General features: G+C 57.1%; 14 protein-coding genes. 3 read left to right on the top strand and 11 right to left on the bottom strand.

Translation table 11 applies throughout. From position 1 onward, the window contains the following. Nucleotides 1–85: 85 nt before the first annotated feature. Both pbpC and G523_RS18205 read right to left on the bottom strand, forming a co-directional pair. On the bottom strand, nucleotides 86–2,212 hold the full coding sequence (pbpC, locus tag G523_RS0105875) for a penicillin-binding protein 1C (protein ID WP_022694107.1): 2,127 nt from the start codon (nucleotides 2,210–2,212) through the stop codon (nucleotides 86–88). Next, nucleotides 2,202–7,157 carry an alpha-2-macroglobulin family protein gene (locus G523_RS18205; protein ID WP_022694106.1) on the bottom strand — a complete coding sequence of 1,652 codons (4,956 nt, stop codon included), beginning with the start codon at nucleotides 7,155–7,157 and terminating at the stop codon, nucleotides 2,202–2,204. Before G523_RS18205 ends, pbpC begins: the two co-directional genes overlap by 11 nt. A 69-nt stretch (nucleotides 7,158–7,226) precedes the next feature. On the opposite strand from G523_RS18205, the gene G523_RS0105865 reads away from it, so the two are divergent. Beyond that, the gene (locus tag G523_RS0105865) at nucleotides 7,227–8,450 is read left to right on the top strand and encodes a BaiN/RdsA family NAD(P)/FAD-dependent oxidoreductase (protein WP_022694105.1); all 1,224 of its coding nucleotides are present in this window, start codon (nucleotides 7,227–7,229) and stop codon (nucleotides 8,448–8,450) included. Here G523_RS0105865 and G523_RS0105860 read toward each other — a convergent pair whose 3' ends face one another. The 4 genes from G523_RS0105860 to G523_RS18195 all read right to left on the bottom strand — a co-directional run bounded on the left by G523_RS0105860 (nucleotide 8,451) and on the right by G523_RS18195 (nucleotide 11,085). Next, nucleotides 8,451–9,548 (bottom strand): acyltransferase family protein, encoded by a 1,098-nt coding sequence (locus G523_RS0105860; RefSeq protein WP_022694104.1) that lies wholly within the window; start codon nucleotides 9,546–9,548, stop codon nucleotides 8,451–8,453. Nucleotides 9,549–9,637: 89 nt separating this feature from the next. After that, nucleotides 9,638–9,796, bottom strand: a complete 159-nt coding sequence (locus G523_RS21200) for an HNH endonuclease (protein WP_233347295.1) — start codon at nucleotides 9,794–9,796, stop codon at nucleotides 9,638–9,640. Between the two features lie 102 nt (nucleotides 9,797–9,898). Continuing rightward, nucleotides 9,899–10,777 (bottom strand): bifunctional methylenetetrahydrofolate dehydrogenase/methenyltetrahydrofolate cyclohydrolase FolD, encoded by an 879-nt coding sequence (gene folD, locus G523_RS0105850; RefSeq protein ID WP_022694102.1) that lies wholly within the window; start codon nucleotides 10,775–10,777, stop codon nucleotides 9,899–9,901. 11 nt (nucleotides 10,778–10,788) lie between these two features. Next, nucleotides 10,789–11,085, bottom strand: a complete 297-nt coding sequence (locus tag G523_RS18195; RefSeq protein ID WP_022694101.1) for a YggT family protein — start codon at nucleotides 11,083–11,085, stop codon at nucleotides 10,789–10,791. A gap of 321 nt (nucleotides 11,086–11,406) precedes the next feature. On the opposite strand from G523_RS18195, the gene ttcA reads away from it, so the two are divergent. Next, a complete protein-coding gene (ttcA, locus tag G523_RS0105835; RefSeq protein ID WP_022694100.1) occupies nucleotides 11,407–12,321 on the top strand; it encodes a tRNA 2-thiocytidine(32) synthetase TtcA in 915 nt (304 codons plus the stop codon). Between the two features lie 48 nt (nucleotides 12,322–12,369). After that, nucleotides 12,370–12,813, top strand: a complete 444-nt coding sequence (locus tag G523_RS18190) for a flagellar basal body-associated FliL family protein (protein ID WP_022694099.1) — start codon at nucleotides 12,370–12,372, stop codon at nucleotides 12,811–12,813. Nucleotides 12,814–12,818: 5 nt separating this feature from the next. Here the strand turns inward: G523_RS18190 and G523_RS18185 are convergent, their stop codons facing one another. The 5 genes from G523_RS18185 to G523_RS0105805 form a co-directional block, all read right to left on the bottom strand. Then, nucleotides 12,819–13,487 carry a carbonic anhydrase gene (locus G523_RS18185; RefSeq protein WP_233347265.1) on the bottom strand — a complete coding sequence of 223 codons (669 nt, stop codon included), beginning with the start codon at nucleotides 13,485–13,487 and terminating at the stop codon, nucleotides 12,819–12,821. A 57-nt stretch (nucleotides 13,488–13,544) separates the two neighbouring features. After that, nucleotides 13,545–14,315 carry an SDR family oxidoreductase gene (locus G523_RS0105820; protein WP_022694097.1) on the bottom strand — a complete coding sequence of 257 codons (771 nt, stop codon included), beginning with the start codon at nucleotides 14,313–14,315 and terminating at the stop codon, nucleotides 13,545–13,547. Between the two features lie 80 nt (nucleotides 14,316–14,395). Beyond that, nucleotides 14,396–14,992, bottom strand: a complete 597-nt coding sequence (locus G523_RS0105815; RefSeq protein ID WP_022694096.1) for a hypothetical protein — start codon at nucleotides 14,990–14,992, stop codon at nucleotides 14,396–14,398. After that, entirely contained in the window at nucleotides 14,992–15,642 is a 651-nt protein-coding gene (locus G523_RS0105810; RefSeq protein WP_022694095.1) for an HAD-IA family hydrolase, read from the bottom strand. Before G523_RS0105810 ends, G523_RS0105815 begins: the two co-directional genes overlap by 1 nt. A gap of 150 nt (nucleotides 15,643–15,792) precedes the next feature. Then, nucleotides 15,793–17,259, bottom strand: coding sequence for an alanine/glycine:cation symporter family protein (locus tag G523_RS0105805; RefSeq protein WP_022694094.1), 1,467 nt, complete (start codon nucleotides 17,257–17,259; stop codon nucleotides 15,793–15,795). Between the last annotated feature and the right edge of the window lie 89 nt (nucleotides 17,260–17,348).

Here is a 17,348-nt window from a genome sequence, read left to right as displayed (position 1 = left end):
AGGGGGCCAAGGCGCGGTATTTCTACCCCGCTCATGCAGATGTGACTGTAAGAACTCACAAGCGTGACGAAAAAGTCGCAACTTCTTAACGCGGCTGTACGCGAATCGCGACGCGGGATTCCCGCCCTTCAGGGTCCACGGCAGAGACGTTGTAAAAGCCCGGCCCTCGCGGTACCCAGTATGGCGCGCCTGCTGCATCCAGCGCGATCGGCTCACCATCCACGAACCAGCGAAGGTCTCCGCTGCCGCGACCTGACAGCACAAATCCCGGATTTGGATGGTCATCCCGCTTTTGCACCAGAATTACATTTTCCGGCGGGAAGAGGATAAGCGGCGGATCATCATCTCGCCCAAAGCGCGCCATCGCATGTTGTGGCGTAAAGCTCTCTTCCGCCATCAGGCGGTCCTGCGCATTGCCCTGCGTATCAAGCTCGGCCGAGACCCGGTCGAACACATTGAACAGGATCGGCAGAGCCGCACGTCGCCCGGTTGCGCCGGGCCTTGGTGCGCCATCCGCGCGCCCGACCCAGACGATCACCGTGTGACCACGCGCAATACCTGCCGCCCATGCATCACGGAAGCCGTAAGACGTCCCCGTCTTGAAGGCGATCTCTGGCGCATCCCGCGTGAGGTTGGATGGCATACGCCCTTCAGGTGTCGGGGCGGACTGCAGTATACCAATCAGCTCGGCTGCTGAGCCCGCACTCATGAACCGGCGCGCTGACGAGTCTTCAGCTTCAGCCGCCTCAGCCTCGGTCCAGACAAGTGGCCGCATCAGGCCGCCATCGCCAAGCCCCGAATAGAGGAGCGCCAAGTCCTGAACGGTCATACCGACACCGCCAAGTGCCAGGGCCAGCCCCGGATCACGCGAAGCTGACCCATAGACGCGCAGTGGCACACCGGCGAGTTCCAGAGACGTTGCAAACCGTTCAGGCCCGATACGGTCCAGCGCCAGAACCGCGGGCACATTGAGCGAATGCTGGAGCGCATCGCTTACCCGCACCTGCCCGCGGAAGGACCGGTCAAAATTCTCAGGGCGATAGGTGTTAAATCGCGCCGGCAGGTCCTCGATAAAGGTATCCGGCATGGCGAGGCCGTCATCGAAAGCGAGGCCGTAAATAAATGGCTTTAGCGTAGACCCTGGCGAGCGCGGCGAGTTCGTCAGATCAATCCAGCCACCAGGACGCTCCCGTGATGCAGACCCGACCATAGCGCGCACTGCGCGTGTCTCATTCTCAACCACGATTGCGGAGATTTGCACCTCATCGGTGAGTTCACCCGCAACTTCTTCCAGATAACCTTCGAGCGCATACTGAAGACCGGCATCGATCGTAGAGCGCACATCAGCGACGGGCATGCCGTGACGATCACCAGGCGACAGCCGTGCCAATTCACGTTCCCGAATGAGCGCACTCGCATGCCAGCCATTTGACGGGAAAGCATTCCTGGCGGGAAGCGGCAATTCCGCCGCCTCATCAGCACGCTGGGCAGAAATGAGATCAAGCTCAGCCATGCGAGTCAGCAACAGGCTGCGTGCCGCACGCGCAGTGTCCGGGCGCAGATCGGGGCGACGCACTTCCGGTGATTGCGGCAAAGCCAGCAAGAGCGCGATCTGGTCGTCTGTCAGCCTGTCCGGCTCGCGTCCATAATAGGCCCAGCTTGCCGCACGCAGCCCTTCCAGATTACCGCCATAAGGCGTCATTGTCAGATAGAGCTCTAAAATCTCATCCTTGGTGAGGCGGCGCTCCAACTGGAAGGCGCGGAACATCTCGATCAGCTTGGAGCCGAGATTGCGCGGGCGCGGCTCCAACAGGCGCGCGGTCTGCATGGTGATGGTGGACGCGCCGGACACAATCCGGCCACGGCCGATGGCTTGTCCACTCGCGCGGATGACAGCCAGAAAGTCGACGCCCCAATGGGAATAGAACCGTTCATCCTCAACCGCGATCAGCGCTTCAATGAAAAGTGGATCGGTGTTTTCCAGATTGGCTCTAATCCGCCAGCGCCCCTCGTCTGTCGGAAACGCCCGAAGCGGAATACCATTCACATCCGTCACGATGAGCGAGCCAGACCGTGCACGCTCAATTGGCGGCGGAAAGGCAAGGTCCAGCGCAGCCAGCGTGACCAGAAGGCCAGCCAGAACCGCACCGGATTTCAGCCAGAAACCCCGGCGCAAAAAGCGCCGGGTTATGGATGACAGTTTAGCCTTCATCACCCGAAATCGTCACAGTCTGCGAGTCAGAGCGTGCGAACACGTCTGCGCGGTACATGTCCTCGGTGACAGCGCCCGGCAGAGCAAACTCACCCGGTGTAACCGCACGGACCACATAGGCCAGGGTGACAGGCTCATTGCGCACATCAATCGCCGCAACGAAACGATCATCGCGCGCTTCGGAGACGTTCGGTGTCGCGATATTGCCAACCCAGAAGAACGCGCCCTGTGCTTCCAGCCCGTCGTCATATTTGAGAATGGCTTCGATCTCGAAACCGGCAGGTAGCAGGTCTTCAACGATCATCGGGTTTGTCCGGCGCTGTTCCGGTGACAGGATCAGGCGCACCACCATTCGGTCACCGCGCTGAACGCTATCAAGGTCCACACGATTACCCTGCAGCGTCATGATCTCTTTCGAGATACGGAACTGGGAGGATGATGCAGGCGGTGCCTCAACCGGCGCGCCGCGCACATAAGTCGTCTGCCAGATCGGCGCCTCACCATTATTGATGAAGCTCGCCTCGCCTGCCGCAACAACACTGTCGAGAACATAGCGCGCATTCGCGCCGTCTACCTCTGTTGCAATCTGCGGCTCAGGTTCACCTGCCGTCATCGCATCAAGCGCCAGAAGCAGGAAGGATTTTTCCTGCGTGGAGAGATAATCGCCATCGCTTACATCTGCGCCGAGACGTTCAGACAGCTCTTCCAGAACATCTGTCATCTGGACCTCAGCAGCGAGCGCAATGATACCGGCAAGGTCACGAAGTGCCGTCTGATAATAGTCACCATTATTGGAATAACCGAGGGCGTTCACAGCCGCCTCAAAGGCGGACGTTGCACGCGCGCGGTCACCAAGAATAGCGAGCGCCGCACCAAGCTGAGCACGTGCCAATGGCGATTCCATCTGAGAGAGCTCACGGTCATGCATATAGCGGACACGAGAAATGTCTGCCTCACCGGCTTTCGCCAGAACATAGAGCGCGAATGGCGCAGACCGACGCATAAGGCGCGCTTCGGTATCGTTATGCCAGCGGCTTTCCCAGACATCCGTGTCATAGCCGTAAATACGCCATGCCTCGCCCTGAGAGACTGTCGCCAGCGCACCGAGCGCACGCTCAAGAGAGACACGCGGCACGTTATAGCCTTCTTCGCTCGCACGGAGCAGGAAGTCTGTTGCGTACGCGCCAAGCCATGGTGAGGAGTGACGGTCGCCTTCACGCCAGAGGCCGATCGAGCCATCAGGGCTCTGACGGTTCAAAAGCGTGTTGATGGCGTCCTGCACCTGAGCGCGGGCACGGGCGCGAACGTCCGGGTCATCACTATTGGCAAGGACCGCCAGCTCTTCCGAGTAAAGAAGCGGCAGTGCACGCGACGTAATCTGCTCGGTACAGCCATACGGATAACGCGACAGAGAAGCATAAAGCGAACCGGCATCAATCGGCAGGGCCGAGAAAGAGACAACCGTTTCCTCAGAGCCCGGCACATAGCCCGAGATCAGACCTTGCGGGATTGAGTAGCTTTCACCGGCCGCCAGAAGCGTGCGTTCGATCCGTGTCTCCGGAAGGAAGGCAGAGCGTGTCTGGATCGGATACTCATGCGCGACGGAGAACTCCTCAGGCCCAGTCACCGCAATGGTCAGCTCAGAAATGCCTTCGGCCTCCGAGCGCAGATCAACCGGCTGGTCGACACGCTGGCCCTCTGTCAGCTCGACAGTGAAGCTCTCGGTCAGAAAGTCCACCGGGCCATCTGATTGCAACAAGGCTTCGAATGAACCGGCTTCCAGTTCAACATTGTCAATGCTGGCCGTCGCAACGGCGCTATCGCCTGGCGCAAGGAAGCGCGGCAGAGAGAGTTCAACCGGCACTTCATCACGCACGGTAAGCGCCTGATCGCCGGAGCCTACGCCATTGGCAGACCATGCCACCGCCATCAGGCGGAGCTCGCCATTGAAATCCGGAATCTCAAAATCGACTTCGGCGCGGCCATCGCGCCCCACATCGACCATGCCAGACCAGAGCGCGACTGTTCGTGTTGGTACGACCGACAATCCTTCTCCGCCGAGCTGGTCACCACCGGAGCGGATTTCACCCGGGGCCGCCATATTCGGATCGAGCAGGCGGCCATAATCGTCATAGATATCTACGCCAAGCGCCATTTTGCCGAAATACCAGCTTGCCGGGTCCGGCGTCTGGAAGTTGGTGAGCGCCAGAATGCCTTCATCAACTGCAGCAAGCGTCATGAAGATCGGCTCACGCGGACCATCTGAAACGTTCACGCCAATTGTTTGTTCGGTACGCGGGCGCACAAGCTCAGGCACGTCAAAGCTCACCTCGAATGTCCGGTCAGATGTATCAACCGGCACATAGGAGACACCCACAGCGCGGCGAGGCACAGGACGCTCTGTCAGCTCGCGCTCTGAGAACACCGTCACCATGACATAGGCGCCCTCACCCCATTCCGGTGTAACCGGAAGAGAGATTTCAGCGCCGCGCTCTGTGACTGTCATATAGCTGACGGAAAGAACATGGTCGGTGGCGACGACAATCTGCGCTTCACCGGCATAAGGCGGCAGCAGCGTAAGCTCTGCACGCTCTCCTTCGGTCGGCAGGTCATCAGATACTGACAAACGCACACGGTCTGGCGCTTCCACGCCTTCGGTTGCGCGGCCGCCCCAGCCCACCCAGAACTGATAGCTGGTTTCTTCATCGGTATTCTGGTCAGTAACGATCAGGCGGTAATCGCCATACTCTTCGAGCGGCTCAAAATCGACAGTACCGATTTCACCGGCATCAAGATCAAGTGTGCCTTCATTGATCTCACGCACGACACGGGACCGGCGCCAGCGCCAGCGCTCGCCCTCGCGATACCAGTCATAAGTGTAATAGACCTGAATGAGGCGCCAATTCACATCCGCAGACATCGCCTCGCCCTCAGGACTGATTGAGGCAATATTGAAGGCGAATGCCTCATTGCGCGACGGGCTGTAATCGAAATCCGGACGCACGCCGAGATAAGCCGCCCTAGGGCGATACGGGATAATTACGCTGTCAGAGACGGCGCGGCCACCAGGCTCAAGCACTGAGACGACTGTCCGAAGACGAAGCGGCTGGTCGGCGTTAATGCCAGCGCCTTCCGGATTGAGCGCAAGCGATACATTGCCTGCGCCATCAGTCATCTGTTCGGGAAATTCGATAATCTCCTGGCGGAATACATCGTCATGTGCACCGAAACGGAAGCCTTCAAACTCATCAAACGGAGATGGGTCGGTTTCCAGGCGGGCTTCGGCCTGAACGACCAGACCGGCACCCGGCGCGCCGTAAAGGAAATCAGCGCTGACTTCAACATCACGCGCCTGACCGCGACGGAGCGGCGTCTCGGTGTCGGCTTCAACGTCGACGCGGATACGCTGCGGAACGAAGTCCTCAACGGAAACACGGGTCGAGCCAACCTCGCCAATACCGTCAACCTCGACGACCACACGCCACTGGCCACGGGAGGCCGAGCGCGGCAGGTCGTAATCAAAGGTCACGCCGCCAAGTTCGGTTTCGGTGAAGGCTTCACGTGTCGCTTCCATTCCGTTCGGACGATAGACAACGAAACGGCCCTGACGGTCCGTCACCGCACGGCCAGCATCATCGCGCAGCATTGCTGTCGCGTGGATCATTTCACCCGGACGATAAATGCCGCGCTCTGTGTAAACGAAACCATCCACCGGATAGTTCGGCGTGCGACCGCCAATACCTTCCGAAGAGAGATCAATTGGCGCGCGATCAAGATCGAGCATCGCAAAATCGCCGGACGGGCCAAACGCGACCACCATGCGCGGACGCAGATTACCTGTGCCGTTGAGAAGCGCCCGATCGAAATGTACAGCGCGCGCACCGTCAGTTGTTTCTTCTGCGAGAATTTCATTGTTTACTGCGATAAGCTGCAGGCTGACATTGCCGACCTGACGGGCAGTCTGCAGAGAACGCACAACAACATCGAGGCCGGTCTCACCCCAATAGCTCGTCAGAGCGAGGTCAGTAGTAATGATCCAGCGACGCGCCTGCGCAGGCGGACCTTCGCGGCCAAGGTTTTCGCGCGTGTCGGTCAGCGTGACGAAATAGGCACCGGCTTCCAGCTCGCCAATGGCTTCAGCCAGCGGGAAGACGCTGGTGACCGCCTCGTTCTGGCGCGCGTCAATGTCCATCGTGCCGGACCAGATTGGCGTTTCCACATCGTCCGGATTTTCGTCGCCATAGAGATAGCCATAGCCGCCCTGAGAGCGGGTATAGCCTTCCATCACACGCTTAAAGGCGAGCGCGCGGTCATTAATGCGGGTCACTTCGATGCGGACTTCGTCGACATTCACAGTCTCGATCGGCAAGCCGTCGGCATCAATGCGCGGCAGGATCACGCCCGAACCGGAGAAGCCGACATAAGGGGGACGATCCGTGAAATCGACCGTGAGCGTTTCGCTCTCTTCCAGAACGCGGCCATCCATCGCTGGCAGGCCTTCGCGCAGTTCCAACTCGCGTGTATCGGAAAATGTGAGGCCGCCAATGCATAGGTCCTGACCATTGGCAGAGAAAGACAATGAGGTGCGCGGGGTCACCTGAACATATGTGGAATAGTCAATTTCAGGATTGAGCGGCGCAGAAAAAGAGAGGCATGCGAGAGGGGCCGCGCCGCTTGTATCTGTCCGATAACGCAGATAGCCGAACGTCTCTTCATTGGCGTCTGCGGCAGCCTGACGAAGGCGCTCACGCTCTTCAATCCGGCGGAGGGTCTGGGCGTCGCGCCCTTCAGACCGGGCGGGCGTCACGCCAGATTGTTGGCCTGAAGTCGAAGCGAGTGTTTGCGTCTGCTGCGTTCGGGTATTATGTCCCGACAAGCTGTTCTGGATCACTCCGAATGTCAGAATGGCCACAATCGCAACAATAAAGCCCTGTAGATACCGCATGATTTCCCCTCCTCCAGCACGCGTTCACCATGAAACATCGATGCTGCTTTGTCATCACATTACAGTGAAATGACGGTTTTAGGTTCAAACTTCGACGAATTATGGCCGTCTGGTCCATCCCCCGAAGTGGTGATCGTCGGCGCAGGAGCGGCCGGTCTTTTCGCAGGCATAGAGGCTGCCCGAAACGGCAAACGCGTGCTGATTGTTGATCATGCAAAGAAGCCCGCAGAGAAGATCCGTATCTCTGGCGGCGGGCGCTGCAATTTCACAAATCTGGAAACCAAAGCCTCGCGCTTCATTTCCAGGAACCCACATTTTGCGAAATCCGCGCTGGCCCGTTTCGGCCCCTGGGACTTCATCGAGCGCATGTCCGCGCACAAGCTGACATGGCATGAGAAAACATTGGGGCAGCTTTTTTGCGATCAGAAGTCAGGCCCCATCATCCAGTTTCTGCTGGATGACCTTGAAGCCGCAGGCGGGCGCATTCTGATGGAATGCGAGATCAGCGAAATCACAAAGCCAGATGCGTGTTTCATGGTCACAACCAATAAAGGTACGTTTCGTCCTGCCTCGCTGATCATTGCATCAGGCGGGCTGTCTATTCCCAAAATCGGCGCATCGGGCTTTGGCTATGATGTAGCAAAGCAGTTCGGCCATTCCATCGTGGAGACACGTCCGGGCCTGGTGCCTTTCACTTTTTCCGGTGCGTTGCATGACCGGTTTGCAGCGATCTCGGGTGTTGCCGCACCTGTCACTGTAACAACGAAAGACAAAACCCGCTTTTCAGAAGCCATGCTGTTCACCCATCGCGGGCTGTCCGGCCCTGCCATCCTTCAGGCGTCCAGCTACTGGCATCCGGGCGAAGCGATCACGCTGGAATATCTGCCCGCGGAACGGGTCCGGTCTGAACTGACCCACGCACGCAACACCGATCCGAAGAAACGTGTCACGGACTGGATGGTCGAGTATCTCCCCGGACGCCTGACAGCGGACATTTTTGGCGAAACGGGTCTGAGAAACCAGATCGGAACGCTATCCAATGCCGATATCGACCGGCTGGCTGATCGTCTGTCCGCGCACACAATTTCGCCGACTGCCACCGAAGGCTATCGTACCGCCGAAGTAACTGTTGGCGGTGTGAATACAGACGAGCTGTCTTCCAAGACGATGGAGTCCAAACTCTGCGAGGGTCTCTATTTTATCGGCGAAGTCGTCGATGTGACGGGCTGGCTCGGCGGATATAACTTCCAATGGGCGTGGGCGTCTGCCCACGCAGCAGGTCAAGCTGTCTGATCAGGCGGTCTGAGCCTCTTTTGAGCGGCGGGAGCGTTTCTCCCAGCCGCCGCGAATAGCCTTGCGGCACGGCTCTTCGATCAGCTTGTGGATCGGATAGGCAATCGTCACCACAACCAGCGTAAAGCCGAGCGATGTCCACGCATTTACGACGAAATTCACACCCAGAATATCAAGCGCGTTTTTCATGATCATGAAGGTCGGCACATGCAAAATAAAGATCGCATAAGACCAGCCACCCAGCGCGCACATTGTCGGATGCGCAAGGAAAGTGCCTTTGCCTTCCGCATCAATTCGCGCAAGCGACATGATCATCAGCGCGCCGCCGGCTGCAACAAACGCCGTCCCCACATGGTTCATTGCTGCCAGCAGCGCGCCGCCCGCACCGGCAAGGGCATAAACCCCCGCGCGGAAACCGGATACTTTGAAGTCTTCGAACGCCACCCGAGCCCCAACACCCGCCAGCATGACGACCGCGCCGCGCAGCGCGCCCCATGCCATGGTGGAGGAACTAAGCTCGCGGTGCAGCAGCATCTGATGCACCTGATCGACGAGATATACGTTGAGAAGGCAGAGCCCGAAAAAGAGCGTGCGATGCGCCTTCATCTTCGTTGCAAGCCAGATATAGAGAGGGAATGCGAGATAGCCTGCGAACTCTGCACTGATCGCCCAGGCCGGGAAATTCCATGCGGCTCCGCCCGGTACACCAAAAGATTGCATCATGAAGAGGTTCGCGAACAGGCCTTCCAGCGGATAGCCCTCAGCCATGTCTGCGCGCCCCATCACCAAGCCGAGCACGAGGAAGCCCAGCATGATCCCAAGCGCCAGAATGTGCAGCGGGTAAATCCGCGCGATACGGGCGACCATAAAGTCCCCAAAGGCGAAAGGTCGGTTCCGGTTGTTCCAGTAGATATGGCTGAGCACGAAGCCTGAGAGGACGAAGAAAACGTCTACCCGCGCGACACCGAGTTCCAGATATGGCAGGGCGCCAAAGCCATCATGGTCATACATATGCCCGACGTGGAAATAGGCGATCCAGATCGCCAAAATAAAGCGAAGGCCGGTGAGCGAGTCGAAACGTTGGCGTGAAATGTCCATCTGAAGGCTCCGTGAGATTCACAGCTCAGAGAGCAAGCTTCGTTCCAGTTTCGCCACACAGGGGAAATCTGAGAGCAGATTCACCCCAATCATCTGTTTCCTTTGATTTTATTGCACCGCGCATGGGCCAATTGCAGATTTTCAGGCGTATCCGGTCCGCCTTTTGAGCGGGGTTTTACATGGTCAAAAGTTGGACGAAGCTTCTTCCAGAGCGTGGAATGTGCCGTTTCGAACCGGTTTTGCGGCATCTCCTCGCCGCAGAGCGCGCACTTTCCCGCCTGCGCCTCCCAAAGGCTGCGGAACAACTCATTCTCTTTTGGCTTGAAGGGCTGGGACATGCAGCCGCCTGACTAAAGCCCGCGGCGCAGTTTCGCAGCCGTCACCGTATTCACCAGAAGGCCAGCAATCGTCATGGGGCCGACACTGCCCGGAACAGGCGTAATCTGGCCAGCAACATCCTTACAGGCGTCAAAATCAACATCGCCCACAACGCGGGTTTTGCCCTCACCCTTTTCAGGGGCTGGAATGCGGTTAATGCCGACATCAATCACACATGCGCCGGGCTTCACCCATTCGGCAGGCACCATTTTCGGGCGACCAACCGCAGCAACCAGAATGTCAGCCTGACGGCAGACCTCACCAAGGTCTTTGGTGCGCGAGTGAGCGATTGTCACCGTGCAGTTCTGCTCAAGGAATAAAAGCGCAGCCGGCTTGCCGACGAGAATGGAACGGCCAATCACAACGACGTTCTTACCGGAAAGATCATCGCCCAGCGCGGATTTGGCGAGGATGACACAGCCCGCAGGCGTGCACGGGCGAATACCCTTTTTGCCAAGCGACAGTCGGCCCGCTGACGCTTCTGTCAGACCGTCTACGTCTTTGTTCGGCGAGATACGCTCAATCGCGCTGGCTTCATCCAGATGCTTTGGCAGAGGCAGCTGAAGCAGAATGCCGTCCACGCTGTCATCATTATTCAGCGTTTCCAGAAGCGCTTCGACCTGATCCTGCGTCGCGTCAGCCGGAAGGCGGTGCGTGAAAGAGTTCATGCCCGCTTCTTCGGTCATCTTGCCTTTATTGCGGACGTAAATCTGGCTTGCCGGATCTTCACCGACGAGCACAACCGCCAGGCCCGGCGTAAAGCCATGCTCGGATTTCAGGGCGGCGACTTCTTTGGCGACATCCTCACGAATGCCTGCGGCAATGGCTTTTCCGTCAATCAGCGCGCCCATGTGAGATCCTGTTAGTTGAGAGCTGGACTAAGCAGCAGCTGCGCCGCCACGAGGTCGATAAATCCGAGTCCAAGCAGGAGGACAAGTGGAGAAAGATCGATTCCGTTGAACGATGGCAGGAAACGGCGGATTGGCGCGAGCGCAGGCTCGACCAGCGCAGACCCAAATCGCAGGATAAACTGAACCAGCTGGTTATAGCTGTTCACCACTTCGAACTGAATCAGAATGCGTGTGATCAGATAGATAAAGATCACGATCTGATAGAAGAAGATCACATTGTGGATCAGCCAGTAAATCGGATAGCCCATGCTTCCAGTCCTTCATAATTTCGCTTCACCTATATTGAAGCGGTGAATAAACGCAATGCCACCTGATACCGCATCAGTCTGAACACTTTCTTCCTGCATGAATACAGCGTTTAAGTCCGGTTCAGACAGGCTTTGCTTTATTGGCCCCGCCCGAACGATGCTGGCTTGCGACGCATTTAACTGCGTCCTCACACACAACGCTCGTCAGCGGAATGTCTGGCGGCTCTGGCAGCTTTGCGCGTTTTCAGATAGGAAGCCCGTGAAAGCTTGCCAGAGCTTCAGACCAGAACACCCAGACATTCAGGATTTTTCGCCTTGGACATGCTCCCGGAAACCGCGCTCAACGACGATATGCCGACCCGCACCATCCGCTCCACCGTTACGAAGCTGGATGTCGAGCGGAGCTTTCGTGCAGCCTTTGCCAATGCGCCCGATGGTGTCACCTTCAAGAAGACCCGCAAACGTCTAGTCCGTCAGGCGCTGGAAACCATCCAGACTTACGGACTTGATACATCCAAGTCTTCCACCGAGCCTGCGCGCTGGCTGATCTGTCTGTCAGGCGGCAAGGATAGCTATGCGCTCCTCTCTATCCTGCTTGAGCTGAAATACCTTGGCGCTATGCAGGCGGAGATTCTGGCTTGCAACCTCGATCAGGTGCAGCCGGGCTTTCCAAAAGAAATCCTGCCGAATTATCTCGACGGGCTGGAAGTACCTTACCGGATCGAGACCGAAGACACCTACTCTATCGTAACGGACAAACTGCCGGCGCAGAAGACATATTGCGCGCTCTGCTCACGTCTGCGTCGCGGCATTCTTTACCGGATCGCGCGCGAAGAAAAATGCGATGCCATCGTGCTGGGTCACCACCTCGATGACGCGCTGGAAACCTTCTTTATGAACCTTTTCCATGGCGGACGCCTTGCTGCCATGCCGCCAAAACTTCTCAATGATGAAGGCGATGTGATGGTCCTGCGCCCGCTCATCCGGTCTGAAGAAGCTGATATTGAAAAGTTCGCAGCCGGCATGAACTACCCGATCATTCCGTGCACACTGTGCGGTTCTCAGGACGGGCTTCAGCGCATGCTGATGAAGGATATGCTGACCACCTGGGAGAAGAATAATCCGGGCCGAAAAGCGAAAATGGCGCATGCTTTATCTCATGCGCGACCATCACATTTGCATGATGCGTCGATCTTCGGTTTTAACGAACTCTTACCAGCCGTTGATAAATCTTAACGCGCGGTTTCCATAACACCTTAACGCCGTCATGTTAGGCGTTAAGGCATGAAACTGAAACTATCCCATCTTCTGTTCGCCGCAGCCATGCTTGCTCCATCCGCAATGATGAGCGCACATGCGGCTGGCGCTGGCGGCGACCCGGCTGACCGTGCGGGCGCACGTATCACCGGTTCTCAGGACTATATTGCCGTGACGGGCGTTCATGCGCCAATTGCAGGCGTGGACGGCTTCCGGTCTCTGATGGCGCTGGATGCGGGTATTGAAATTAATGACGACCGCGAACGTCGCCGCGCAGAAGCCCAGATGCCCCGCATTCGGGATGCGCTTCGCCGCGCCGTGCACGGCTATCTGTCTATGAGCTATGAAGTCGGCACCGTGCCCGACCTTGATATGATCGGCCGCCGTTTACAGACGGCCGTTGATCAGGTGCTCGGCGAAGGTGTCGCCGAGGTCACGATTGCAGCGGCGATCATTCACCGCAACAGCTAAGCTGATTAGTGGTCGCAGCTCATATTGCCTGCGACCTCTGCTGCCAGATCCTGATAGCGCTCATCAACCGGCTCGAACCGGCCATCAGCCTCATCCCAGGCCGAAACGCGACCTGTCTTAATGTCATACACCCAGCCGTGCAGCGTGAGCGTGCCATTCGCCAGCTTTCTCATGACGCTTGGGTGTGTACGCAGATGCTGAAGTTGCAGCTTCACATTTTCCTGCAGGAGCAGGCTCAGCTTTTCATCTTCTGACTTGCCCGCGGACATTTCTTCTACGACATCCATCGCGCCCTGAGAGAAGCCCAGCCATTCTTTAACGTGTGGCAGATGCTGTACGCTGTCCGGGTTCATAATGCCCTTCATCGCACCACATTCGGAGTGACCGCATACAACAATATGCGGCACATCCAGAACACGCATGGCAAACTCGAGTGTCGCGGTCATAGCGCCTGTCTGGCTGGTGTGCGGCGGCACGATATTGCCCGCATTGCGAAGGATGAACAGCTCGCCCGGATCAGTCTGAGTGATCATTGCGGTTTCCACACGCGCATCAGAACATGCAATGAAGACAGCTTCCGGAGACTGCCCTTTCGCAAGACGCTCGAACAGCTCCTGCTTGCTCGGGTACACCTCATTCTGGAACTTGATCACGCCTTTCAGAAAACCGGTCACTTCACTCTCCATCTACAGACTCAAACTGAGGGAGCGCTTAGCACTCCCTCACGCAATTTACATCGCTGAAATGCCGCCATCGACTTTCAGTTCCGCACCGGTGACAAATTTTGATTCATCTGATGCGAGGTAAAGAACCGCATAAGCCACATCATCCGGATCGCCGACCTTGCCGAGCGGCACCTGACGAGCCAGCTTCGCAAGTGCTTCATCCGCACCGAACATTTCCTTCGTGCGGTCGAGAATCGGCGTGTCGATAAAGGTCGGGTGGACAGAGTTACAACGGATGCTGTTCTTCTTTTTCGCGCAATGCAGCGCGACAGATTTGGAGATCATCCACGCACCAGCTTTGGCCGTGTTGTAAGCCACGTAATTGCCGGATGCGATCAGGCCCGCAATCGAGGAAATGTTCACGATAGAGCCCGGCGAATACTCTTCCATGGCAGGGATGGCATATTTACAGCCGAGGAAGATGGAGTCGACGTCCACATCCATCACCTTTTTGAACTGGGCATAAGGCAGGTCTTCAACCGTGCCGCCCGCGCCAATACCGGCATTGTTCACGAGGATTGAGAGACCGTCCATCTCTTCTACAGCAGCTGTGACGACATCCTGCCAGCGCTCTTCGTCGGTTACGTCGTGCTGCATGGACCATGCGCTACCCGGATACATCTCATTGATACGCGCACAGGTGTCTGCGGCACCATCGCCATTGAGGTCGGTCAGCATAACTTTCGCGCCCTCTTTAGCCAACATGGTGGCAATCGCTGCGCCAAGCCCCTGCGCTGCGCCTGTAACAATCGCTTTTTTACCGGAAACACGACCCATGACTTTCTCCCTCTGTCAGTTTGCGCGGACAGTGGAACGTGGGCGTTCATTTGGCAATGGGTTTTGGAGTGAGCGGGCGCCTAGTTGTCCTGCAGCAGATAGACCCAGGTTCCATCCTCGCGGATGGCCAGACGAAAGCCCGGATAGCTCTCGCCATTGCGGATACGCTCCAGCCCGTCCTCACCGATCAGATTGAGGATACGCGCACGCTCGGAAAAGGTGAGCCGGTCATGCTGTAGCTCTTCATTGGTCCGGCCCGCAAAGTCCGGCCAGATAAAGTATTTCTCTGCACCGAAATCTTTGACGGCATAGGGCTCGTCCAGAATCTGGAGCGTCGCCTCTACAGGGTCGATGCCAGCACGGCGAAGCAAGTACCAGTGCTCATAATGGCTGAGATCGCCATAGTTGGACCGAAAACCCGAAAACTGATCTGCATAGCGCGCAAGCTGGCGCACAGAATCACGCCCCAGAACCTCAAGCAGCGCATCGCGCTGGGCGAGAACCGCTTCTGGAAGTTCTTCTGTTTCACTGCTGAAGACAGGGGGCGGGGCTGGCGCGTCACCAGCCTCGCTTGCGGGGGCACGCCGCGCATCGATCTCGTCAGAGAGATCACATCCGCTCAGCACAAAAAGTGCAGGCAGACAGCTAGCTAGAATGGCATGCCGGATACGCGTCATCAGAACTCCAGTCCGGTCGCCTCCGAGAGATCGCTGAGTAGCTGGGCTTCGTTGAGCACCTTGATGGTGGTCATGCCCATGGCTCGCGCAGGCTTGAGGTTGATACCTAAATCATCGAGATACACGCACGCTGCGGGCTCAACATTCAAAGCCTCACACATCAATTCATATATTTTCGGATCAGGCTTACGCAAGCCAACCTTGGAGCTTTCGATCACATGATCGAAGTTCGCAAAGATTTCAGCCACCGCTTTGATCTTCTCAGGATCAGACGTCATGGACGGGCTTTTGCCGATCGGCGCATTGTTGGTAATGCAGGCAACAGCAAAGTGTTTCTTACAGGTTTTCAGCGCCTCGAACACGGCTGGACGCAGACGGCCGGACAGCAATCCCAGAACGTCTTTACCCGGAATGGTGTAGCCCAGCGCTTTGGCCTCTTCAGCGAACTTTTTGTCGAACTCGTCAGGCGTGAGCTCTGAACGCTCCAGCAGAGCCCAGGCATTCGTGTCCGGATTTATGGAGTTGATCTTCCGGATGATATCCTTTGGCAGGCGTTTCTCGGCCTCGTAATGGTTGAACGCCTCGAACGGAGATGAGGAGAACACGCCTCCGAAATCCCAGATCACTGCCTTAACGTTAGAATTCACCATGTCCGAACCTGCCTCCCGTCGGGTTTGTCGTTATGGCACCTTATTGGACAGCCTCGCGGTCAAAACAAGGCATATCCGTGGACGCGCCGCCTCAAACAAAAAACCCCGGAGCCTGAACTCCGGGGTTTTCGTTAAATCAGCCAGCGCGACTTAAGCGTCCGGCGTATCCTTGCGGTCGAAATACGCTTTCGTCATTGCCGCGACGAGCGGTGACATCACCAGAAGCGCAACGAGGTTTGGCGCAGCCATCAGGCCGGTCAGCGTATCTGCAAGCAGCCAGAACAGGCTGACAACGTCAGTCACCGCACCGCCTTCTTCAAGCATCAGAACGAACGCACCGCCGAAGACGACAACGATCCAGCTGATCTTGAATGCAAAAATGCTTTTCACGCCGAACAGGTATTCACAGCAGCGTTCGCCGTAATAGCTCCAGCCGAGAATTGTGGTGAAGCCGAAGACAGCCAGACCAATCGCAACGATGTGGCTACCAATGCCTGGAAGCGCCTGTTCGAAGGCCATAACGGTCAATGGCGCGCCCGTCTCACAGCCTTCAGGCAGCATGACGAGGTCCGGCCGGACAAACGGCTCACACATCTCAGGGATCATACCCGATGTCAGAATAACAAACGCCGTGATCGAACACACGACAATCGTATCAATGAACGTACCAAGCATAGCGACAATACCCTGGTTTACCGGGTCATTGTTACGCGCTGCTGCGTGCGCAATCGGAGCAGAGCCCTGACCGGCTTCGTTAGAGAAGATGCCGCGCGCGACACCCTTTTGCATTGCCAGAAGCAGAAGACCGACCGTGATACCGGTGGAGGCTTCACGGAAGCCGAATGCGTTCGTGATGATACGCATGAAAGCGTTCGGAACCTCAGGCGCGTTGATCGCAACAACGATGATACCAGCCACGAGATAACCAATCGCCATGGCCGGAACCAGTTTCTCAGCCACAGCTGCGATACGTGAGATACCACCGAGAATCACAGCTGCAGCAGCACCTGCGAGAACCAGACCTGACACCCATGGCGCAACGCCATAATTTGCGTTCAGCGCATCAGCAATCGAGTTTGCCTGAATAGACGCGCCTGTGCCCCACGCGGCCAGAATTCCGAAAATCGCAAACAGGCTGGCAAGCCATGCCCATTTAGACCCCATACCATTCTTGATGTAATACATAGGGCCACCCACATGGCGGCCCTCTTCATCAACTTCGCGGAATTTTACAGCCAGTACGCCTTCGCAGAATTTCGACGCCATACCGACAAGTGCCGTCATCCACATCCAGAAGACCGCACCTGGGCCACCAATGGCGATCGCAACGGCTACACCAGCGATATTACCTGTACCGATTGTGGAGGAGAGCGCCGTCATCAGAGCGCCAAAGGGCGACACGTCGCCTTCATCCTTATTGTGGTCTTTGCTGAACAGCTGGCCGAAAGCGTATGGAATTTTGAGGATCGGCATAAAACCGAGGCGAACAGTGAGATAAAGACCGGTACCAAGAAGAAGGAGAAGTACCGGCGGATAATCAATCGCACCAATGAGGGAGTCAGCAGATCCCCAGACGAGACCGTTAACGGTCTCAAGAATTTGAACGAAGCCGTCCATGATGTGCCCTTTAATCTTTTTACAGATCGGGCTGCCCCAATGCGCCCCGATCTCTAGATTTGAACGGCGCAGCCTAAGCTGTGATTTTC

Origin of the sequence: Ponticaulis koreensis DSM 19734, assembly GCF_000420665.1 — a bacterium.
GTDB lineage: Bacteria > Pseudomonadota > Alphaproteobacteria > Caulobacterales > Hyphomonadaceae > Ponticaulis > Ponticaulis koreensis.
This window is presented reverse-complemented; position numbering and strand designations above follow the sequence as displayed.